The 21,571-nt window shown below is 73.2% G+C and carries 17 protein-coding genes and 1 riboswitch; of the genes, 8 read left to right on the top strand and 9 right to left on the bottom strand.

Annotated elements, in window-relative coordinates; genetic code table 11:
• The first annotated feature begins 40 nt into the window (after positions 1 to 40).
• Together ACGFI8_RS36985 and ACGFI8_RS36980 are read left to right on the top strand one after the other, a co-directional pair.
• A complete protein-coding gene (locus ACGFI8_RS36985) occupies positions 41 to 2,032 on the top strand; it encodes a GAF domain-containing protein (RefSeq protein ID WP_392811775.1) in 1,992 nt (663 codons plus the stop codon).
• The gene (locus tag ACGFI8_RS36980; protein WP_392811773.1) at positions 2,029 to 2,808 is read left to right on the top strand and encodes a crotonase/enoyl-CoA hydratase family protein; all 780 of its coding nucleotides are present in this window, start codon (positions 2,029 to 2,031) and stop codon (positions 2,806 to 2,808) included. Before ACGFI8_RS36985 ends, ACGFI8_RS36980 begins: the two co-directional genes overlap by 4 nt.
• A gap of 52 nt (positions 2,809 to 2,860) precedes the next feature.
• On the opposite strand, the gene ACGFI8_RS36975 is transcribed toward ACGFI8_RS36980, so the two are convergent.
• From ACGFI8_RS36975 to ACGFI8_RS36965, 3 genes are all read right to left on the bottom strand, one after another.
• Positions 2,861 to 4,225 (bottom strand): condensation domain-containing protein, encoded by a 1,365-nt coding sequence (locus ACGFI8_RS36975; RefSeq protein ID WP_392811771.1) that lies wholly within the window; start codon positions 4,223 to 4,225, stop codon positions 2,861 to 2,863.
• A 303-nt stretch (positions 4,226 to 4,528) separates the two neighbouring features.
• On the bottom strand, positions 4,529 to 5,302 hold the full coding sequence (locus tag ACGFI8_RS36970; RefSeq protein WP_392811769.1) for an SDR family NAD(P)-dependent oxidoreductase: 774 nt from the start codon (positions 5,300 to 5,302) through the stop codon (positions 4,529 to 4,531).
• Between the two features lie 85 nt (positions 5,303 to 5,387).
• Positions 5,388 to 6,197, bottom strand: coding sequence for an enoyl-CoA hydratase/isomerase family protein (locus tag ACGFI8_RS36965; protein ID WP_392811767.1), 810 nt, complete (start codon positions 6,195 to 6,197; stop codon positions 5,388 to 5,390).
• Positions 6,198 to 6,357: 160 nt separating this feature from the next.
• On the opposite strand from ACGFI8_RS36965, the gene ACGFI8_RS36960 reads away from it, so the two are divergent.
• Entirely contained in the window at positions 6,358 to 7,572 is a 1,215-nt protein-coding gene (locus ACGFI8_RS36960; RefSeq protein WP_392811766.1) for an acyl-CoA dehydrogenase family protein, read from the top strand.
• A 4-nt stretch (positions 7,573 to 7,576) separates the two neighbouring features.
• Entirely contained in the window at positions 7,577 to 8,614 is a 1,038-nt protein-coding gene (locus ACGFI8_RS36955; protein ID WP_392811764.1) for a phosphotransferase family protein, read from the top strand.
• A 6-nt stretch (positions 8,615 to 8,620) separates the two neighbouring features.
• On the opposite strand, the gene ACGFI8_RS36950 is transcribed toward ACGFI8_RS36955, so the two are convergent.
• The gene (locus ACGFI8_RS36950; RefSeq protein WP_392811761.1) at positions 8,621 to 9,607 is read right to left on the bottom strand and encodes an MBL fold metallo-hydrolase; all 987 of its coding nucleotides are present in this window, start codon (positions 9,605 to 9,607) and stop codon (positions 8,621 to 8,623) included.
• 348 nt (positions 9,608 to 9,955) lie between these two features.
• On the opposite strand from ACGFI8_RS36950, the gene ACGFI8_RS36945 reads away from it, so the two are divergent.
• Together ACGFI8_RS36945 and ACGFI8_RS36940 are read left to right on the top strand one after the other, a co-directional pair.
• The gene (locus ACGFI8_RS36945; protein WP_392811759.1) at positions 9,956 to 11,809 is read left to right on the top strand and encodes a GAF domain-containing protein; all 1,854 of its coding nucleotides are present in this window, start codon (positions 9,956 to 9,958) and stop codon (positions 11,807 to 11,809) included.
• Positions 11,810 to 11,842: 33 nt separating this feature from the next.
• On the top strand, positions 11,843 to 12,724 hold the full coding sequence (locus ACGFI8_RS36940) for an enoyl-CoA hydratase-related protein (protein WP_392811757.1): 882 nt from the start codon (positions 11,843 to 11,845) through the stop codon (positions 12,722 to 12,724).
• A gap of 36 nt (positions 12,725 to 12,760) precedes the next feature.
• Here the strand turns inward: ACGFI8_RS36940 and gap are convergent, their stop codons facing one another.
• The 3 genes from gap to ACGFI8_RS36925 all read right to left on the bottom strand — a co-directional run bounded on the left by gap (position 12,761) and on the right by ACGFI8_RS36925 (position 15,433).
• Positions 12,761 to 13,762 carry a type I glyceraldehyde-3-phosphate dehydrogenase gene (gene gap / locus ACGFI8_RS36935; RefSeq protein WP_392811755.1) on the bottom strand — a complete coding sequence of 334 codons (1,002 nt, stop codon included), beginning with the start codon at positions 13,760 to 13,762 and terminating at the stop codon, positions 12,761 to 12,763.
• Between the two features lie 127 nt (positions 13,763 to 13,889).
• Complete coding sequence (locus tag ACGFI8_RS36930; protein ID WP_392811753.1) at positions 13,890 to 14,855, bottom strand: GlxA family transcriptional regulator; 966 nt, start codon at positions 14,853 to 14,855, stop codon at positions 13,890 to 13,892.
• Between the two features lie 182 nt (positions 14,856 to 15,037).
• On the bottom strand, positions 15,038 to 15,433 hold the full coding sequence (locus ACGFI8_RS36925; RefSeq protein WP_392811752.1) for a hypothetical protein: 396 nt from the start codon (positions 15,431 to 15,433) through the stop codon (positions 15,038 to 15,040).
• Between ACGFI8_RS36925 and ACGFI8_RS36920 the strand changes: the two genes are divergently transcribed.
• The gene (locus ACGFI8_RS36920; protein ID WP_392811751.1) at positions 15,417 to 15,830 is read left to right on the top strand and encodes a hypothetical protein; all 414 of its coding nucleotides are present in this window, start codon (positions 15,417 to 15,419) and stop codon (positions 15,828 to 15,830) included. The two genes, ACGFI8_RS36925 and ACGFI8_RS36920, sit on opposite strands and share 17 nt — an antisense overlap.
• 359 nt (positions 15,831 to 16,189) lie before the next feature.
• Positions 16,190 to 16,331, bottom strand: a riboswitch (cyclic di-AMP (ydaO/yuaA leader).
• Between the two features lie 313 nt (positions 16,332 to 16,644).
• Here the strand turns inward: ACGFI8_RS36920 and ACGFI8_RS36915 are convergent.
• Positions 16,645 to 17,160: a MarR family winged helix-turn-helix transcriptional regulator gene (locus ACGFI8_RS36915; protein ID WP_392811750.1), complete on the bottom strand. Its 516-nt coding sequence runs from the start codon at positions 17,158 to 17,160 to the stop codon at positions 16,645 to 16,647.
• Between the two features lie 59 nt (positions 17,161 to 17,219).
• Here ACGFI8_RS36915 and icmF point away from each other — a divergent pair, with 59 nt between their 5' ends.
• The gene (gene icmF, locus ACGFI8_RS36910; RefSeq protein ID WP_392811749.1) at positions 17,220 to 20,432 is read left to right on the top strand and encodes a fused isobutyryl-CoA mutase/GTPase IcmF; all 3,213 of its coding nucleotides are present in this window, start codon (positions 17,220 to 17,222) and stop codon (positions 20,430 to 20,432) included.
• 37 nt (positions 20,433 to 20,469) lie between these two features.
• Here the strand turns inward: icmF and ACGFI8_RS36905 are convergent, their stop codons facing one another.
• A complete protein-coding gene (locus tag ACGFI8_RS36905; RefSeq protein WP_392811747.1) occupies positions 20,470 to 21,570 on the bottom strand; it encodes a calcium:proton antiporter in 1,101 nt (366 codons plus the stop codon).
• Position 21,571: the final 1 nt, after the last annotated feature.

Raw genomic sequence — 21,571 nt, 5'->3', positions numbered from 1 at the left:
TCGCGCGGCTCGGATCGCGCGCCGCGCCCGGCGGGCCGGTATGACCGCCCCAAGGCAGCGCGCCGACGGCGGAACGGGCCGCGACGGCGAGGACCCGGCCGGCCTCTACGCCCAGGTGGTCGCCGCGTTCGAGGAGGTCGCGCTGCTGAGCACCAGCGAGCACGTCCCGCTCGACGACGTGCTGCGTCTGGTGGGCCGCCGGCTGTGCGAGCTGCTCGGGGTGAGCCGCTGCTCGGTGTACCTGCGCCGTGAGGACGGGCGGTTTCAGGGCCAGGTCGGCTACTGCGTGGGGCGGCGCAGCATCGACGCGGGGGTCAGCCGCCTCGTCTCCGGCGTCGAGCACGACCTGTTCACCGCCGAGATCGTGCGCACCGCGGCGCCGGTGCTGGTGCAGGGCGCGATCACCGACCCGCGCACCATCCACCGTACGATGCGCCGCTGGGGCGTGCGGGACATGCTCGGCGTACCGCTGGTCGTCGACGGCGACGCGATCGGCATCATCTACGTCGACAACCAGGCGGAGGAGCACCTCTACACCACCCGCGATGTCGAGCTGGCCAAGACCTTCGCCGGGCTCGCCGCTATCGCGGTGCGCCAGGCGTGGCTCTACCAGCAGCTGGCCCGCCGAGCCACGGTCACCGACCGCCAGCGGCGCGTGCTCGGCGCGTCCGCGCTCATCCACAGCCGGGTCACCCGGGCGGTGCTCGACGGCGCGGACATCCCCGAGCTGCTGCGGCTCATCGTGGAGCTGCTGGGCAAGCCGGTCGTGCTGTACGACACGCGGCTCGCCGTCGCTGCCTGGGCGGCGCCGCAGAACCTGGCGCCGGCCCAGTCCCCGGGCCTCACCCGCGCCCAGCTCGCGCTTCCCGTTGTCCGCGACGCCTTGGTCCGGCTGGAGGCCGGCGCTGCGAGCACGATGCTGCGGGCCACCCCGGAGCTGCGCTGCCGGCGCCTGCTGGTGCGGATCGTCGTCGACCAGAAGTGCGCGGGCTATCTGGAGCTGTGCGAGCTCGGCGGGGGCTTCGGCCCGACCGACGCGAAGGCGCTCGAGCAGGCCGCGATGGCCGTCGCGCTCAAGCTCGTGACGCAGGCCCGCACCGCCGACGCGCTGCGCCACGAGCGCGAGGACTTCCTCGCCGACCTGCTCTACCGCCGGCGCGAGCCGGGCCGCCTCGCCGCCGAGGCGGTGCGCTTCGGCATCGATGCCGCCGGGCGGCACCTGTTGCTGCGGCTGCAGTACGCGCAGGAGCCGCACGGCGACGCGGTGACCGGCAAGCGCCGACGGGAGGAGGTCGCCCAGCTGATCGGGCGGCACCTGCGCGACGGGCAGCGCTGCGTCGCGTATACCGGCGTGCCGGGCGCCGATCTGCTGCTGGTCGAGATGGCGGCCACCGAGGCGGTTGCCGCCGCCGAGTCCGGCTGGCGGGACAGCCTCGACGCGGCGCTGCCCGACCTGAACGGCCGGTACGGCGTGCGGCACGCGGTCGCCTCCGAGCCGTGCCGGACGCTGAGCGACCTGCCGGTGGCCGCCGAGCGGATCCGCGAGGTCGCCGCGCTGGCCGCCTCGGCCGCGGGGGGCGGGGACGGCCGGCTGGTCTTCGCCGGCGACTTCGAGCTGGTGCGGGTCGTCAGCCGGCGCGACGGGCTGGGCGGTGCCCGGGGCTACGCCGAGGAGTTGCTCGCCCCGCTCGTCGAGCACGACGTCGCGTCGGGCGGCTGCCTGGTGGAGACGCTGCGCGCGTTCGTGGCCTGCCAGGCGCACATCCGCCCGGCCGCGGCACTGCTGGAGGTGCACGAGAACACCGTGCGGTACCGGCTCAACCGCATCCGCGAGCTGTCCGGGATCGATCCGGAGCGCCTGGAGGACCTGTTGCGGGTGTGCCTGGCCTTCCAGGTGCTCGGGCTGTTCACGGGCGAGGCGGGCCTGTCGAGTTCTCCAACGGGCGGGGAAGAGCCGGTGTCGTCGCGGGGCCGGCCGCCGCAAGATGAGGGTCGTCATCAGGGCGCGCACGACACGGGAGCGGCGGCATGAGCGGTACCACTGAAACCGGCGGCGAGCACCCGGCGGTGCTCACGGAGGCCCGCGACCGGATCCTGTTCATCACGCTGAACCGGCCGGAGGCGGCGAACTCCGTCAACTCCGCGCTCGGCGAGGGCCTGCTCGCCGCCGGGCGGATGCTCGACGAGCGCGACGACCTGACCGTCGGCGTGCTCACCGGCGCAGGCCGCGGGTTCTGCGCCGGCATGGACCTCAAGGCGTTCACCAAGGAGGGCGACCCGCGCGGGCTCGAGGAGTTCGTCCAGCACGGCACGGCGAAGCCGCTCATCGCCGCGATCGAGGGGTTCGCGGTCGCCGGCGGCCTGGAGATCGCGCTCACCTGCGACCTGCTCGTCGCCGCCCGGGGCGCGAAGCTCGGCATCCCGGAGGTGAAGGTCGGGCTGTTCGCCGGCGGCGGGGGCCTGCTGCGCCTGCCGCGCCGGCTGCCCTACGCGCTGGCGATGGAGCTGGCGCTCACCGGTGACCTGATCCCCGCCGAGCGGGCCCACGAGTACGGCATGCTCGCCCGGCTCACCGAGCCCGGCGAGGCGCTGCGGGAGGCCACCGCGCTCGCCGAGCGGATCGCCGCCGACTCGCCGCTCGGCGTGCGCTGGTCGAAGGACATGGTGCGCCAGATGCAGGGCCGCACCGAGGCGGAGTTCTTCGCCTACCAGGCGCCGCACCTGCGCCGGGTCCTAGACTCTGACGACGGCCGCGAGGGCGCCACGGCGTTCGCGGAGAAGCGGGCCCCCGTCTGGGCGGGCCGATAGCCACCGTATCCCGGGATGATCAACCCGCCCGCGCCCGGCCGGCGGCGTCCGGCTACCCGGTCCGGCCTCCGACCGCGGTGGCCTGGTCGAGCGCGGCCGTCACGACGAGCGACTCGATGCCGCGCAGGCAGGTCTCCAGCATCGCGGGCGAGACGGACGCGGTGTCGACCCGCCAGGTGAGCTCGATGCCGTCCGCGGCGGCGTCGACGTGCAGGTAACAGGTGGCGTCGAACTCGTTGGAGCGGGGACCCCAGCGCAGGCTGCTGCAGGGCAGCGCGTCGCCGATCTGCCCCGGCGTGGGGAGCTCGCCGGCGGGCGTCTGCGCGGCCGAGCGGCGGCGGTCGTTGAAGTAGCACAGGGTGTCGAGGCCGGTGGCGCGCTCGGCGCCGACCCGGTCCACGAGCGCCCAGAGGTCGCGCGGGTGGTAGTAGGCGTGCATCCCCGCCGCGAGCTGACTGCTCCAGGCTCGGGCGACGACCTCGTCGAACGTGTCGGCGGCGGTGTCGATGACGGCGAGGCCGGCCAGCGCCAGGTTGCTCACGGATGCGGCGAACCCGGGCCGGAAGCGGTTGCTCACGACGATGCGGAACGCCCCGACCGGCTGTCCGGAGAGGCGCCCGAGCATGACCGCGTATGCGGCGAGCAGGACGGTGCCGGTGTGCACCTTCGTGCGGTCGGCCACCGCGGCGAGGGCGAGGCCGAGCGCGGGCGTCGTGAGGGTGGCCTCCCACCATCGTTCGTCCGCCGGGACCAGCGCTTCGGCGAAGCGCCGCGGCTCGATGGTGCGCAGGTGACGCTCCCAGTACCGCAGCGAGGCATCGTGCTGCCGCCGCGCGGACGGGCCGCGCTGCGCCCGGGCGAGCTCGAGCGGCTGGATGCCGTCCACCGGGGCGAGCTGCCGGCCGGTGACCGGGTCGAGGTTGGCGAGGTCGGCGACCAGCGCCTCGAAGCCGTATCCGTCGATGACCATGTGGCAGTACAGGGCGACGAGGTGGACGGCGCGGTCGCCGTCGGCGATCACCGCCATCCGCACCGGCCAGTCGGTGGCCGGGTCCCAGTGGGCGGCCTCGTACCGCGCGCGGACGGCGGCCGCCAGCCGTTCGGGGTCACCGTCGTCGCGGTACACCTCGAGCGTGATCTCGCCGGCGGGGGCGAGCCGCTGCTTCGGGGGACCGTCACCGTCGATCAGCAGCCGGGTGCGTAACGACTGGTGGCGGCTCATGATGAATCCCAGCAGGGTCGCGATGTCCTGCACGGTGGTGCCGGCATCGAGCGGCATCGCGCCACCGGTCCACTCGGTTCGCTCGACGACCTGCATTGATCGCCAGGCGGCGAACTGTCCCCAGGTCAGGTCCTCGACGCCGTCGCCTTCGCCTTCGCCTTCGAACGGCACAGTGATGCGATGTGTCGCGTGCATTCCCGGTCCTTGTCGCCGTGGGGGAAGGAGCCTGCGCCGGCCGCGTTTCCGCAGGTGCCGGCGCAGCGTCGAGGTGATCCTGGCTCCTTAGAGCGTGCGCACGGCCTTCATGGGATGCCTCCTTCCGGGCAGTGTCGGTCGATGGCCCGAACAATAGCGTCGGTCAGGTCCCGGGGGAAGAATTCATTTATTCGAAAGACGTCAATTAGACCCAATGTCCAAAGTATTCATTGTGATCTACGCGAATTCGAGGGTGCGGCGAGGGTCCGGACGAGGGGACTTCGATATTGAAATGTTCGCCGTTCAGGACTGCAGGCTTCCGCCGTCGATGTTGAGGGCCTGCCCGGTGATCGCCGCGGCGGCGTCCCCGCACAGGAACGCGACCAGGGCGGCGACCTCGGCCGGCTCGACCATGCGCCCGATCGGCTGCCCGCGCAGGAACCGGCGCACCGCCTCGTCCTCGCCGTAGCCGTTGGCCCGCGAGACGTTGCGGGCCTCGGCGCGGACCATCTCGGTGTCGGTCCAGCCGGGCACGACGACGTTGGCCGTCACGCCCTTTGTGGCCAGCTCCATCGCCAGCACCCGGGTCAGGCCCAGCAGGGCATGCTTGCTCGCCGTGTACGACCCGGAGAAGGGGGCGCCCATCCGCGAGTACAGCGAGCCGACCGTCACGATGCGGCCCCAGCCCCGCGCCACCATCGCCGGTGCGCAGCCCTGGGCCAGCACCAGCATCGAGGTGACGTTGACCCGGAACACTTCGTCCCAGTCGGCGAGGGCGATGTCGGTGACCCGGGCGGCGCGGGCGATCCCGGCGGCGTGCACGAGCACGTCGACCGGGCCGCCCAGCGCCTCGGCGGCGCGACCGGGCAGGGCCGCGACGGCCGCCAGGTCGGCCATGTCGCAGGGCAGGGCGACGATGCCGTTCCGAGGGTCCGTGGCGGTGCGGGCGTCGGCAACGGTACGGGCCGCGCCGGCGACGGCGTGCCCCGACGCGCTGAGGGCGTGGGCGATGGCCTGCCCGATGCCCCGGCTGGCCCCGGTGACCAGGGCCCGCCGCGGACGCTCCGGACCGCTCATGCCGTAACCTCCGCTTCGCTCCGGCAGCGGCACGAGCTGAACCTGCGCCTCTGATGAGCGGCCCCTACGCTCCGCTCCGGACCGCTCATCGGCCCGTGAACCTCGGCGGGCGCTTCTCGCCGAACGCGGCCTGGCCCTCCAGGAAGTCCTCGCTCGTAGCGAGCGCGCCCTGCAGTCGCGCCTCGGTGTCCAGCGCGCCGGCCAGCCCGCCGAGGGTGCTGCGGTTGATGGCCTCCTTGGTGGCGGCGTAGGCGAGCGTCGGGCCGGCCGCCAGGCGCAGCGCGAGCTCCTCGGCGGTGCCGCGCAGCTCGGCGTCGGGCACCACCCGGTCGGCCAGGCCCCAGCCGACCGCCTCCCGGGCGGGCAGCCGCTCGGCCAGCAGCGCCAGCACGAATGCGCGGCCCAGGCCCACGCGGGCCGGCACGAGCAGGCTCGCGCCGCCGTCCGGGGTCAGCCCGATGTTGGCGAAGGCCAGCAGGAAGAACGCCGACTCGCCCGCCAGCACCAGGTCGGCCGCGAGGGCGATCGAGCAGCCCAGTCCCGCGGCGGCGCCGTTGACCGCGGCGATCACCGGCTTGCGCATGCTGCGCAGGGCCAGGATGGTCGGCGTGGTGATCTCCCGCAGCTCGTCCTCGATGACGGCGCGGGCCGACGCGTCGGCGAACTGCGTCTTGATGTCGGCGCCCGCGCTGAACGCGCGGCCGGCGCCGGTGATGAGCACGCTGCGTGCCGTGTCGTCGTCGCCGAGTCGCTGCAGCAGCGCGAGGAACGCCTTCGCGGTCGCGGTGTCGAAGGCGTTGAGCGACTCGGGCCGGCGAAACTCGATGCGCACCGCACCGCCCGAGCGGGCGACGCCGAGCCCCGGCAGGCCGTCTTCCTCGATCCAGACCGTCATGTCCGGAACCTTAGCGCCCGTTCGGGTCCGCGAAAGCCGCTCGCGCGGGGGCGCTGGAGATAGTTCCAACCCCGCCCGGCGACGGCGCGGTCGGCGCGCGGCGCGGCTGCTCTAATCGGTCGCAAGCGTGCTCGACATCCAAGCCTAGAGGAGTGGACGCATGGACTTTGAGATGAGCGCGAAGGCGCGCGCCCTCGCCGGCACGCTGGAGACCTTCATGCGGGAGCGGGTCTATCCGGCCGAGGCGGTGTACGAGCAGCAGCTGCGCGACGCCGGCGACCCGCACGCTCAGCCCGCCGTCATGGGGGAGCTGCAGCGGGAGGCCCGCGCGCTCGGGCTGTGGAACCTGTTCCTGCCGCACGCCACCGAGTGGACCGAGGGGCTGAGCAACATCGACTACGCCCCGCTGGCCGAGCTCACCGGCCGCAGCGTGATCGCACCGGAGGCGCTCAACTGCTCCGCGCCCGACACCGGCAACATGGAGCTGCTGACGCTGTTCGGCACCGAGGCACAGCGCACCCGGTGGCTCAAGCCGCTGCTGGAGGGCGAGATCCGCTCCGCGTTCCTGATGACCGAGCCGGCCGTGGCAAGCTCCGACGCGACCAACGTGCAGTGCCGCATCGAGCGCGACGGCGACGACTTCGTCATCAACGGCCACAAGTGGTGGATCTCCGGCGCCGGTGACGCCCGGTGCCGGATCGGCATCGTCATGGGCAAGACCGACCCCGACGGCCCGGCGCACCGGCAGCAGAGCATGGTGCTGGTACCGATGGACACGCCCGGCGTGCGGATCGTGCGGGATCTGCTGGTGTTCGGCTACAACGACCGGGAGGGCCACTGCGAGGTCGTGCTCGACGACGTGCGCGTGCCCGCCGAAAACCTCCTCGGCGAGGTCGGCGCCGGGTTCGCGATGTCGCAGGCGCGGCTCGGTCCCGGGCGGATCCACCACTGCATGCGCTCCATCGGGGCGGCCGAGCGCGCGCTGGAGCTGATGTGCCGGCGCGCCCGGTCGCGGGTCGCCTTCGGCGGCCCGCTCGCCGACCGGGGCGTGGTGCAGGCGGCCATCGCCGACAGCCGCATCGAGATCGACCAGGCACGGCTGCTCACCCTGCACGCCGCCTGGCTGATGGACACCGCCGGCAACAAGGCGGCCCGCGGGGCGATCTCGGCCATCAAGGTCGCCGTGCCGCTGATGGCGAGCCGGGTCATCGACCGCGCGATCCAGGTGCACGGCGGCGCCGGGCTCTCGCAGGACTTCCCGCTCGCCCAGGCGTACGCCCACCAGCGGATGCTGCGCCTCGCCGACGGCCCCGACGAGGTGCACCGCCGCGCCGTGGCCCGGCTCGAGCTTCGCAAGTACGCGCCGGAGGGCTGAGCCGATGCCGCGTACCCGCGCCACCGAGCTCCTCGCGGACGGCGCGCTCGGCGCCTGGCTCACCGGCGCCGGCATCCCGCTGGCCGGCCGGCCCCGGCTGACGCTGATCGCCGGCGGCCGGTCCAACCTCACGTACCGGATGACCGACGACGCCGGCCACGAGTACGTGCTGCGCCGGCCGCCCACCGGCGGCGTGCTACCCAGCGCGCACGACGTCGGCCGGGAGTTCCGCATCATCAGCGCCCTGGCCGGCACTCGCGTGCCGGTGCCCCGCGCGCTGGGCCTGTGCACCGACGACGCGGTGATCGGCGCGCCCTTCTACGTCATGAACCTCGTGCCCGGCGCCGTGGTGGCCGGCGACGAGGACGGCGCGCGGTACCCGGTCGAGGCCCGGGGCCGCGCGTCGCGGGACCTCATCGACGTCCTCGCCGAAATCCACCTCGTCGACGTCGACGAGGTCGGCCTGGGCGAGCTGAGCAGGCGGGAGAGCTACTGCGAGCGGCAGCTGCGCCGGTGGCTGCGGCAGTTCCGGGTCAGCACGGCCAGCACCACCCGCAGCGTGCCGCTCATCGAGGAGCTGCACGACCGGCTGGCGGCGTGCGTTCCCCCGCAGCGGCACACCGGCCTGGTGCACGGCGACTTCCGGCCCGGCAACCTGCTGCTGAGCCCCCAGGGCCGGATCAACGCGGTCCTGGACTGGGAGCTGGCCACGCTCGGCGACACCCTCGCCGACGTCGGCTGGCTGGTGGCCACCTGGCGCGAGCCCGGCGAGGTGGAGCTGCTCGAGTCGCCGGCCGCCCAACCCGGCTTCGCCGACCGGGGCGAGCTGCTGGTGATGTACGCCGCGCGGACCGGTCGCGACGTGTCGGACATCCCGTGGTACCAGGCGTTCGCGCTGTGGCGGCTGGCCTGCATCTCGGAGGGCATCTACGCGCGGTACAGCGGCGGCGTCATGGGCGACGACGGCTTCGACGCGCAGGCCGAGGGCCGGCATGTGATCCAGCTCGCCGAGGCCGCCCGGGACGCCTTCGCCCGGCTGTGAGCACGGTCAGGCGGTGCGGAACCGCCGGACCGGGCCGTGCGGGGACGGGTCGCGCTCGGCGTGCAGGCGGCCCTGCGAGACCAGGAGCTCGAGGTGGGCGGCGGTCTCGCAGACGGCAAGCATCCGGTTGTAGAGGTCGAGGTCGTCGAAGCGGCGCTCGCGGCGGGTCCACGGCAGCCGCGCCGCGACCTCCAGCCCGGTCTCCGCGCCCCGGGCGACCGCCTTCTCGGTCTGCTCCAGGCGGGCGCCGTGGTGGTCGACCAGCTCGTCGACGCGGCGGTGCACGCTCGGGGCCGCCGGGCCGTGCGCGGGCAGCAGCAGTGCGTCGGGCCGGGCGCGGACCAACGCCAGCGACCCCAGGTAGTCGCCCAGCGGGTTGGGCGCGAGGGCGACGTCGAAGCCGATCGACGGGGTGATCTCGGGCAGCACGTGGTCGCCGGCGAACAGCACGCCCGCGGCCTCGTCGTGGAACACCACGTGGCCGTTGGTGTGGCCGGGCGTCGGCAGCACCGTGAGGGCCCGACCGGCGACCCGGAGCGTCTCCTGGCCGTCGAACCAGTCGTCTGGGTCCTCCCAGATCTGCCGCTGGCCGATCGGCGCCTCGGCCGGCGCGTCGGCGGCCATCTCCCGCACGAGGTCGTGCGCGCCCATCTCGGCGAGGGTGCGCAGCTGCCCCTCCAGCGGCGGCCGGCCGGCGTCGTGCGCGTGCTCGATCGACGCGCGCTCGCCGGCGCCGAGGGTGATCCGGGTGCCGAACTCGCGGCGCAGGGCGACCGCCTGTGTGTAGTGGTCGCGGTGCACGTGGGTGACGAGGAACCGGCGGATGTCCGCAGGTGCGTGGCCGAGCCCGTCGAGGGCGTCGACCAGCCGGGCCCGCGACTCGGGGATGGCCCAGCCGGCGTCGATGAGGACGAGGTCGTCGGCGGCGGCGAGCGCGTACACGTTGACCGCCCGCAGCCCGTCCTGCGGCAGCGGCAGCGGGATGCGGTGCACGCCGGGCGCCTCCTCGAAGGCCCCGGGCTCGGTCCAGGCGGTACTCAGGACGTCACCGTGCCGGTCTCGGCCGCGTAGCGAGCCTGGGCGCCGCCGTATTCCGGTTCGGTGCTGAAGTCCCACGTCATCGTCGCGCGCTCCTCGTCGACTGGCCCGTCCCCGGCTCGTACGGCTACACGACCACCATTGCTCCGCGGTGTCAATCCGCACCGGATCCTGCCCTTGGTGGGCCCGGACAGGACGCCGGTCGCGACCGGGTCTGGCGTTTCGGGCGGGTGTCCGGCATATTGGCACTGTGTTAGCGCTCGCTAAGTAGCCTGCCGGGTGCGGCAGCGGGAGGTGCAGCCCATGACCGTCGGCACACGCCGCCAGCGGGTCCGGACCGATCGGGCCCAAGGCGACGACGCCCGGGTCGTCGCGGCGTTCTCCGAGGTCGCCGTGATGACGACGACGGGCACCGTGCCGCTGCCCGACATCCTGCGGCTGGTCGGCCGGCGGCTGTGCGACCTGCTCGGGGTGAGCCGCTGCTCGGTGTACCTGCGCCGCGCCGACGGCCGGTTCCAGGGCCAGGTCGGGCACTGCGCCGGGCGCAGTATCGACGCCGGGGTGCGCCGCCTCGTCTCGGGCGGCGACGGCGACCGGTTCACCGCCGAGATCGTGGCCGGCGCCGCGCCGGTGGTCGTGCACGACGCCAGCCACGACCCGCGCACCATCCAGCGCACCATGCGGGAGTGGGGCGTCGTGGACATGCTCGGCGTGCCGCTCGTCGTCGACGGCGACGTCATCGGCATCATCTACGCCGACAACCAGAGCAGCCCCCGCGAGTACACCGCCCAGGACATCAGCCTGGCCCGGGCGTTCGCCGGGCTGAGTGCCCTCGCCGTGCAGCAGGCGTGGCTGTACCAGCAGCTGCGCGAGCGGGCACGGGTGATCGACCACCAGCGGCGGGTGCTCGACGAGACCACGCTCGTGCAGACCCGGGTCACCCAGGCGGTGCTCGACGGGGTCGACGCCGCCGGCATCCTCGACGTCATAGCGGCCACGCTCGGCCGCCCCGTGACCCTGTACGACCCGACGCCGGCCGCGGTGTCGGCACACGGATCCGGCCCGGCCTTCACCGGCCCGCTCGGCCCAGCGCAACTGGCCGAGCCGTGGGCCCGCGCCGCGATCGACCGGCTCACCGGCGCGTGGGCCAGCACGCTGCTGCCGGCCCGCCCGGAGACCCGGCACCGGCGGCTGTGGGTGCGCATGGCGGTCGACGGGCAGGTCATCGGCTACCTCGAGGCGTGCGAGGTGGGCCGGCCGTTCGGCGACGCCGACGCCAGGGCCCTCGAGCAGGCCGCGATGGCCCTGGCCGTCAAGCTGGTGACCGACCAGCGGGCCGAGGAGCTGTTCCGGCAGGAGCGCGACGAGTACGTCCTCGACCTGCTGTACGGCCGCCGCGACCACCAGGCGCTGCTGCGCAAGGCCGACGGGTTCGGCCTGCACCCGTCGGCCGGGCACGTCGTCGTCCTCGCCCGGTACTGGCGCGGCGAGACCGGCGCGGCCCAGCGCGCCGAGCGGCGGGAACGCCTCGGCGACCTGCTCGCCGAGCGCCTCGCCGGCGCCGGCACGGTCGTGGCCACGGCCGCCGCGCCCGACGCCGATCTCATCCTGGCCGAGCTGCCGGGCGGGGAGACGGCCGCCTGGGTGGGCTCGGCCGGCTCGGCGGGCGCCGCGCTGCGGGCGGCGTTCGACGACCTGTCGGCCCGCCTCGGGGTCCGCTACGCCGTGTTGTCCGGGGTGTGCCGGACCCTGCGCGACCTGCCGGGCCACGTCGAGGCCGTCCGCGACATCGCGCGGGTGCTGCACGAGGCGGACGCGACCGCCCGGTTCGTCATCGCCGGCGATCTCGCCGTCGTCCGGCTCATCGCCGGCCGCGAGGGCCTGCCCGGCGCGCACGCCTACGCCGACGCGCTGCTGCGCCCGCTCGCCGAGCACGACGCCGCGACCGGCGGGGCGCTGCTGGCGACCCTGGAGGCGTTCCTGCGCTGCGACGCGCAGGTGCGCCAGACCGCGGTCGCGCTGTCGGTGCACGAGAACACGGTGCGGTACCGGCTCAAACGCATCCGCGACGTGTCCTCCATCGACCCGGAGCGGCTCGACTCGCTGGTCGCCGTCGCCGTCGCGCTGCGAACCCGCCTGCTGGTCGCCGGCCCGTGAGCCGGGACTGTGAGTTTCCACGATGGAGGGATCATGGGGTACCGCTGTATCGAGTACGCGCTCGACGACGGCGTCGCGACCGTGACGCTCGACCGGCCGGACCGGCTCAACGCGTTCACCGTGGAGATGGGCGAGGAGCTCGTCTCCGTGATGGACACCGTCGACGCCGACGACGCCGTGCGCTGCGTCGTCTTCACCGGGCGGGGCCGGGCGTACTGCGCGGGCGCCGACCTGTCGGGCGGCACTGAGATCTTCGAAGGCGACGAGTCCGGGCGGTTCCGGATGGACCGCGACGCCGACTACGGCGGCGTGGTCGCCCGCCGCTTCTACGCGAGCACCAAGCCGCTCATCGCCGCCATCAACGGCCCGGCGATCGGCGTCGGGATCACCGCGACGCTGCCGATGGACGTGCGGATCGCCTCGACGCAGGCGCGGTTCGGGTTCGTCTTCACCCGCCGCGGCCTGGTGCCGGAGGCCTCGTCGAGCTGGTTCCTGCCCCGGATCGTGGGTATCAGCCAGGCCCTGGAGTGGGTGTTCACCGGGCGGGTCTTCGGGGCCGAGGAGGCGCTGCGGGCCGGGCTGGTGCGCAGCCTGCACGAGCCCGCCGACCTGCTGCCCGCCGCGTACCGGCTGGCCCGCGAGTTCGCCGAGGCGAGTTCCCCGGTCGCCACCGCCGTCGCCCGCCGCATGCTGTGGCAGATGCTCGGCCCCGGCACCCCGGAACTCGCCCACGAGCTGGACTCCCGCGGCATCTTCTTCCTCGGCCGCGGCGCCGACTGCCAGGAGGGCGTCGCGGCCTTCCTGGGGAAGCGCCCTGCGGCCTTCCCGATGCGGGTCTCCACCGACCTGCCCGAGTACGTGCGGCAGTGGCAGCAGGCCGGCGAGGCGGCCGCGTTCCTCCAGCAACGGCGATGAGGAACAGGGGCCGTCCGCACCGGCATGCGCTCGGCGTCAGCCCGTCGCGAGCAGCTCGAGGGTGTCGACGACGCGGTTCGAGAAGCCCCACTCGTTGTCGTACCAGGCGACGACCTTCACGTGCCGGCCGTCGACGCGGGTGAGCGCCGCGTCGAAGATCGAGGAGGCGGGGTCGCCGACGATGTCGCTCGACACGATCGGATCGGCGGCGTACTCGAGGATGCCCGCGAGCGGGCCGTCCGCCGCCGCGCGGTAGGCGGCCAGCACCTCGTCGCGCGTCACCTCGCGCTCGACGGTCGCGTTGAGCTCGACGATCGAGCCGACGGGCACGGGCACGCGGATGGAGTCGCCGGAGAGCTTGCCGTCCAGGCGCGGTAGCACCAGTCCGATCGCCTTCGCGGCGCCGGTCGTGGTGGGCACGATGTTGACGCCGGCGGCGCGGGCGCGGCGCAGGTCGCGGTGCGGGCCGTCCTGCAGGTTCTGCTCCTGCGTGTAGGCGTGCACGGTCGTCATGAAGCCGTGCTCGATGCCGGCGAGCTCGTCGAGCACCGCGGCGAGCGGCGCGAGCGCGTTCGTCGTGCACGAGGCGTTCGAGACGATCGTGTGGGCGGCCGGGTCGTAGGCGTCGGTGTTGACACCGTAGGCGAGCGTGACGTCGGCGCCAGCCGACGGGGCGCCCACGAGCACGCGCTTCGCGCCGGCGTCCAGGTGCGCGCGGGCGGCGCCGGCGGCGGTGAACCGGCCGGTCGCCTCCAGGACGAGGTCGACGCCGAGCTCGGCCCACGGCAGCTTCGCGGGCTCGCGCTCGGCGAGCACGCTGATGCGGCGGCCGTCGACGACGAGCGCGTCGCCGTCGACTCGGACGGGGCGGCCGAGCCGCCCGAGGGAGCTGTCGTAGCGCAGCAGGTGGGCGAGGGTCGCGGGGTCGGTGAGGTCGTTGACGGCGACGACGTCGAGCTTGCTGTCGCGCTCGAGGAGCGCGCGCAGCACGCTGCGGCCGATGCGGCCGAATCCGTTGACGGCGATGCGGGTGGTCATCCTGGTGGGTTCCTTTCGCTCGCCCTCGATGCTCGTCCGGGGCCGCGTGCGCCGACAGACGGTGCCGCGCCAGTCCGCGCAAGGATCGCGCCAGGCTCGTGCCGGGCTCGCGTACGGGCCGGGCCGGTCAGGACGCGCGCGGCACCGGCCGGGCGAAGGTGCGCCGGTACTCGCTCGGTGAGGTGCCGAGGATGCGCTGGAAGTGCAGCCGCAGGTTGGCGCCGGTGCCGAGCCCGACCTGGGCGGCGATCTGCTCGACGCCGAGGTCGCTGCGCTCGAGCAGCTCGCGGGCCCGGTCGACGCGGGCGCGGAGGATCCACTGGGTGGGCGTGTAGCCGGTCTCCTCGACGAAGCGGCGCGAGAACGTGCGCGCCGAGACGGTTGCGTTGCGGGCGAGGTCGCCAAGCGCGAGGGGCTCGCCGAGCCGTTCGAGGGCCCACTGCCGGGTGGTCGCGAAGTGCTCGCCGGCGGCCTCCGGCACGCTGTGCGGGATGTACTGCACCTGGCCGCCGCTGCGGTACGGTGCGGCGACGAGGCGGCGGGCGACGCGGTTGGCGAGGGCGACGCCGTGGTCGCGGCGCACGAGGTGCAGGCAGAGGTCGATGCCGCTGGCGGCGCCGGCCGACGTGAGCACCTCGCCCTCGTCGACGAAGAGCACGTCCTCGTCGACCCGGATCTCGGGGTGCCGGCGGGCGAGCTCGTGCGTGTAGTGCCAGTGCGTCGTCGCGCGCTTGCCGTCGAGCAGTCCGGTCGCGGCGAGCGCGAAGGCGCCGGTGGAGATCGCCGCGAGTCGCACCCCGCGGCCGTGGGCGGCGCGCAGGGCCGCGACGACCTCGGCGGGCGGGTGCTCCCGGTCGGGGTGCCGGTAGCCGGGGATGAAGATCGTGTCGGCGTCGGCGAAGGCGTCGAGCCCCTCGGCCACGTGGTAGGCGAGGCCGTCGCCGCCGGCGACGAGGCCCGGGGCGGCGCCGCACACGTGCACCTCGTAGGGCATGCTCGGGCGGTTGGTGAACACCTGGGCCGGGATGCCCACGTCGAGCGGCTTCGCCCCGTCGAGCACGAGCACGACCACGCGGTGGTTTTCCTCGCCCATCCCGCCCCTTCCCGTCGCCGTGCAGCCTCGCACCGCCGGGTCCGGGCCGACAGTGGCGAGATTGCCACGTGCCGCAAGTTTCCCGCCATCCAGCGGGAACCCTTCGTGCGGCCGGGAGGAAGGTCAGGACATGATGCCGACCGCTGCGACACCCGGTGGGGCGCCACAGCGGTCGGCACGCACTACGCGACGGCGCCCACGACCTGCTCGGCGAGGGTCTGCCACTTGGCATAGGCGTCGGGGAACGCCGACACCTGCACCGTCTGTGCCGCCACGGTGACCGACATCTGCTGCCAGCCGGAGACCTGCATCAGCGCCGCGTAGAAGCGGCGTGCGGCCTCGGCCGGGTCCATCAGCTGGGCGACGGTACCCCAGTTCGGCCGCTGCTGGAACAGGCCGACCGAGTCGTGGTCGTTCCCGACGCCCTCGTTGGGCAGGTTGAGCGACGCCGGAACGTTGGGGTTCGCCAGGTTGTGCAGATGGCTCTCCTGCAACGCGGTGGCGATCGCCACCACGAATCCGCGCTGCGGAAGGTTCAGCTGCTGCCCGGCCTGGATGATCGTGACGGCGTTGTTCATCTCGGCCTGGGTCAGCCCGCCGACGGGGGCGTGGACGGTCGACGACGGCGAAGCCGGCGTCGGCGCGGTCGTGGCCGTTGTCGTGGCTGTGCTCTTCGTCGGTGACGGAGGGCTCTGCGCCGGTGACTGCTTCGGTTGCGCGCTGGCCGAAGGCGCCGGGTGCCGGCCGGGCTCGTCGCCCCTGCGCGCGTCGCGACGGGACGCGCGGTTCTCGTCGTCCGCCGCCCGCTCGGTGTCGCTCTGGTACACGGTTTCGGCTTGCGCCACGGCGTTGTCCGGCCTGCTGCCCGGCGATGCGGATACGAACAGCGAACCGATCGCCGAGAACGCGATGACGGTCGCGGCCGAGTACAACCTGACCCTCGGGCGGGCGACCGAGTGGCGGCCGCGGCGGTAACGTTGCAGGTGACGGGGGCCGCGCCGACGCGGCTCGGTCTCATCGGGCGCCATGGGGCGACCTCACGACCGGTGGACAGTGTTGGTAGCTGTAGTTCACGGAAAACCTCGACAGATGTGCTGGAACGCGGCTGTTGCTGGACGGCATACGGCGGCGCTGTCGGGTCCGGACCGGCACGGAACGAGGGCACGGCCCATCGACTGTCCACAGGGGACGGTCGTGGTGGAGGGTGCCTGGTGTGCCGGTGCGGCCGGTGCGCGCGCCGGAACGGTTACCGGACCGGACGATGTCCTTGCTGTGCCGGCCGGCCGCCGGGGCCGCGGGTCGAGGTGTGACGCCATGCGAGGTGGTCCACGCGATGCTCCTTCCGATACCGCCTACCGGGTTAGCTGACGGATTCGGGCGGGAGGATCGCCCTACCTCACGGCGCGTGGCCGCTCGGATTCACCCCAGTTGCTTGGTTCCCCGGTTCGCGCAAGCGCGACTCAGCGGGTCCGCCGCGGTGTCACCCCGAACAGTGACGGCCGACGCAGCGAACCTCATGACCATAACGGCTGAGTAAACGCAGGTGAACCCCCTGATCGGAATTGACAAGGTGCGCGCGGCGGCACGGCGTTCTGCCCCTGGCCGCGAGGGTCTTGCCTGGTGGCGGGTGCCGTTCCGGCTGGGCGACGTATGGACCCGACCGTGACAGCACGTTTCGGGGATTCGGGATATTGACGATCCGCATAACGTTCTTCTCGGCAGCGACAACCACGTGTTCGCGGGCCCGGTCGTTGTGGAGGGTCAAATGCCCGAAACCGGTGTGATTGCCTCAGAAGTCGCCGGCGTTGTGGCGCAGCTCCGTGATCACGTCGATGAGGGAGCCGACCGTCGCCGGTGACATCCACGGCGCGGCGAAGACCTCGGCGTTGAGGTCGGCCGTCGCGGCCTCGGCGAGCTCGCGCCCCGCGTCGAGCAGCTCGACGATGGTCGAGCGGCGGTCGTCCGGGTGCGGTGTGCGCCGCACGAGCCCGGCGGCCTCGAGGCGGTCGACGGCGTTGGTGACGCTGGTGGGGTGGACCTGGAGCCGCTCGCCGATGAGGGTCATGGGCAGCGAGGACTTGCGGCTGAAGTGCAGCAGCATCAGCACCTCGTAGCGGGCGAAGGTCACGCCGTAGGGCTTGAGCACCGCCTCGACGCGGGCCAGCGCGATCTGGTGGGCGCGCATGAGGGACGTGACCGCGGCCATGCCGTCGGCGGCGTGTGCCCAGCCGTGCTCGGCCCACAGCCGGCGCGCCTCGGCGATCGGATCGACGGGAAGGCCGCTGTTGGTCGACACGAAGGTCATGATAGCGGTCACGATCGGTGAATGGACGTCAGATAGTTGGACACCCTACTATCTAGCACATGAGCCTCCACGTGCCGGTCAACCCCGTCCGCTTCGTCACCGCGGCGAGCCTTTTCGACGGCCATGACGCGGCCATCAACGTCATGCGGCGGCTGCTGCAGGCCCAGGGCGCCGAGGTGATCCATCTCGGGCACGACCGCAGCGTCGAGGAGGTCGTCACCGCGGCCGTCCAGGAGGACGTGCAGGGCGTGGCGGTGTCGTCGTACCAGGGCGGCCACGTCGAGTACTTCGGGTACCTCGTCGACCGGCTCGCCGAGCGCGGCGCCGCACACGTGCGGGTCTACGGCGGTGGCGGCGGCGTGATCGTGCCGGAGGAGATCGCCGCCCTGGGCGAGCGCGGCGTGCGCATCTTCAGCCCGCAGGAAGGCCAGCGGATGGGCCTGCCCGGCATGATCAACGTGCTGATCCGCGAGTGCGACACCGACCCGGTAAGCCACCCGGTCGACGTGGCGGCGCTGCTGTCCGGCGACGAGACGGCCCTGGCCCGGGCCATCACCGTGCTGCAGGCGGGCGCCGACCCGGACCTGGCCGCCGCGGTGGGGGAGGCGGCCCGCCGGCGTACCGTGCCGGTCCTTGGCATCACCGGCACGGGCGGCTCCGGCAAGTCGTCGCTGACCGACGAGCTGGTCCGGCGCCTGCGCCGCGACTGCGAGGACAAGCTGCGGGTCGCCGTGATCGCCATCGACCCGACCCGGCGGCGCGGCGGCGGGGCGCTGCTCGGCGACCGCATCCGGATGAACAGCATCGCGCCCGGGGTGGTCTACTTCCGGTCCCTCGCGACCCGCCGGCAGGACGGCACCGTCCCGGCGCACCTCGCCGACGTCATCGCCGCGTGCCAGGCCGCCGGCAACGACCTCGTCATCGTCGAGACGCCCGGCATCGGCCAGGGCGACGCGGCCATCACCGCCTACTCGGGCGTCTCGCTGTACGTCATGACGCCCGACTTCGGCGCCGCCAGCCAGCTCGAGAAGATCGACATGCTCGACCTGGCCGACGTCGTGGCGATCAACAAGTTCGAGCGCCGCGGCGGTGAGGACGCGCGGCGCGATGTCGCCCGGCAACTGGTGCGCAACCGCGAGCAGTTCGGCACGCCGTGGGAGGACATGCCGGTCTTCGGCACGAGCGCCGCCCGCTTCGGCGACGACGGGGTGACCGCGCTGTACCACCACCTCAAGGAGCTGCTGTCCGGGCACGGGTTCCCCCGTTTCCCGGGCGTGCTGGCCACGGTCGCCGGGCGGGTGTCGACCGGGCTGACGTCGGCGCTGCCCAAGGGCCGGGAGCGGTACCTGTCCGAGGTCGCTGACGCCGTACGCGGCTACCACGCGACCACCACGGCGCAGGCCGCCGTCGCCCGGCGCCGCCAGCACCTCGCCACCACCCGCGACCTGCTGCCCGGCGAGGAGGCCGTCGCCCGGCTGCTGGAGGCGACCGAGCGGGAGCTGTCCGGCGACGTCCGCGAACTGCTCGACGCGTGGCCGGCGACCCGCGAGGCGTACCGCGGCGACGAGTTCGTCTACCGGGTGCGGGACACGGAGATCCGCAGCCCGCTGACCCGCCGGACCCTCTCCGGCAGCCGCATCCCGCGCGTCGCGCTGCCCCGCGACGGCGACGACGGCGAGCTGGTCCGGTTCCTGCGGGAGGAGAACCTGCCCGGCGCGTTCCCGTTCACCGCCGGGGTCTTCCCGCTCAAGCGCACCGGCGAGGCGCCGGCCCGCATGTTCGCCGGTGAGGGCGACGCCTTCCGCACCAACCGGCGGTTCCACCTGCTCAGCGCCGGCCAGCCGGCGACGCGGCTGTCGACGGCGTTCGACTCGGTGACCCTGTACGGCCGCGACCCCGACCGGCGCCCCGACATCTACGGCAAGGTCGGCACCTCGGGCGTGTCGATCGCCACCCTCGACGACATGCGCGAGCTGTACGCCGGCTTCGACCTCTGCGACCCGAAGACGTCGGTCTCGATGACGATCAACGGGCCGGCGCCGACGATCCTGGCGATGTTCCTCAACGCCGCGATCGACCAGCAGACCGCGGCGTTCGTGGCCGTGCACGGGCGGGACCCGGACCCGGACGAGTCGGCGGCGATCCGGGCGCGGACCCTGTCCACCGTCCGCGGCACCGTCCAGGCCGACATCCTCAAGGAGGACCAGGGCCAGAACACCTGCATCTTCTCCACCGAGTTCGCGCTGCGCTGCATGGCCGACATCCAGCAGTGGTTCATCGCCAACCAGGTGCGCAACTTCTATTCGGTCAGCATCAGCGGCTACCACATCGCCGAGGCCGGTGCCAACCCGATCAGCCAGCTCGCGTTCACCCTCGCCAACGGCTTCACCTACGTCGAGGCGTACCGCGCCCGAGGGATGGACGTGAACGACTTCGCGCCCAACCTGTCGTTCTTCTTCTCCAACGGCATGGACGCCGAGTACACCGTCATCGGCCGGGTCGCCCGCCGGATCTGGGCCATCGCCATGCGCGAGCGCTACGGCGCCGACGAGCGCTCGCAGAAGCTGAAGTACCACATCCAGACCTCGGGCCGCTCGCTGCACGCCCAGGAGATGGACTTCAACGACATCCGCACCACGCTGCAGGCGCTGTGCGCCATCTACGACAACGCCAACAGCCTGCACACCAACGCCTACGACGAGGCGGTGACCACCCCCACCGCCCAGTCGGTACGCCGGGCGCTGGCCATTCAGATGATCATCGACGCGGAGTGGGGCCTGGCCGTGACGGAGAACGCCCTGCAGGGTTCGTACATCGTGGACCTGCTCACCGATCTCGTCGAGGAGGCGGTCCTGGTCGAGTTCGACCGCATCTCCGAACGCGGCGGCGTGCTCGGCGCCATGGAGACCGGCTACCAGCGCGGCCGCATCCAGGACGAGTCGATGCTGTACGAGCAGCGCAAGCACGACGGGTCGCTGCCCATCATCGGGGTCAACACCTTCCTCGGCGCGCCGGGCGACGACAAGGCGGCGACCGGTCTGGAACTCGCCCGCGCCACCGAGGACGAGAAGCACTCGCAGGTCCACCGCCTCGCCGACTTCAAGACCCGGCACGCGGCCGAGGCCCCGGCGGCGCTGGAACGCCTGAAGACCGCGGCCGGTCACGACGGCAACGTCTTCGAGGCGCTGATGGACGCCGTGCGGTACTGCACCCTCGGCCAGATCAGTGACGCGTTCTTCGAGGTGGGCGGGCAGTACCGCCGCAACGTCTGACCGCCGTCCGATCGCCGCCGGCCCGTGTGGGCACGGTTCACGGGCTGGCGGCGAGGAAGAGGTATGCGGCGAACACCAGCAGGTGAATGCCCGCCTGCATGAGTGTGGCGCGTCCGGGGAGCACCGTGAGCACGCCGACGATGCCGGTGAGCGCGAGGAGCACCATCTGCGTGCCGCCCAGGCCCAGCACCAGCGGCTGGTGGATCCAGATCGAGGCGACGGAGATCGCCGGGATGGTGAGCCCGATGCTCGCCATCGCCGAGCCGAGGGCGAGATTCAGGCTGATCTGCACCCGGTCGCGCTGCGCGGCGCGCGCGGCGGCAAGCGTCTCGGGCAGCAGGACCAGCAGGGCGATGACGACGCCGACCACCGACTGCGGCAGTTCCGCAGCCTCCACACCGGCCTCGATGGCCGGAGACACGATCTTGGCATCGCCGACGACGGCGATCAGCGCCACGACGAGCAGCACCAGGCTGACCAGGGCCGCGCCGATCGGCGGCGGTTCGCTCTCCTCGTCGACGTTGACGATGTCGTCCTCGGTCGCGACCGGCAGGAAGTAGTCGCGGTGCCGCCTGGTCTGCACCAGGACGAACAGCCCGTACATGGCGAGCGAGACGACGGAGGCGAACGCCAGCTGCGCCGGGGTGAACTGCGGCCCCGGATGGGTCGTGGTGAAGGTGGGGACGACCAGGCTCAGCGTTGCCAGCGTGACCACCGTGGCGAGGGCGGCGCCGGCGCCTTCCGCGTTGAACGCCGTCACGTGCCGGCGCAGGGCGCCGATGAGCAACGCGAGGCCGACGATCCCGTTGCAGGTCACCATGACGGCCGCGAAGACGGTGTCACGGGCCAGGGTCTGCGTCTTCGCCCCGCCGCCGATCGTGAGCGCGATGATCATCCCGACCTCGATGATCGTGACCGCGACCGCGAGGATCAGCGAGCCGAACAGCTCGCCGACCCGGTGCGCCACCACCTCCGCGTGGTGAACGGCCGCCAGGACCGCGCCGGCCAGGAGCACGACGACCACCGCGATGACGAATCCGGGCAGACTGCGACCCCAGGTGAACACCAGCACCACGATGGCGAGCACGGGAACAGCGGCGGCCCAGCGGAGCAACTGCTCCCGAACGAAGGCGCTCACG

Source organism: Dactylosporangium sp. NPDC048998, assembly GCF_043197855.1.
GTDB lineage: Bacteria > Actinomycetota > Actinomycetes > Mycobacteriales > Micromonosporaceae > Dactylosporangium.
Note: the sequence above shows the minus strand (reverse complement) of the source record. Positions and strands in the feature narration are given on the sequence as shown.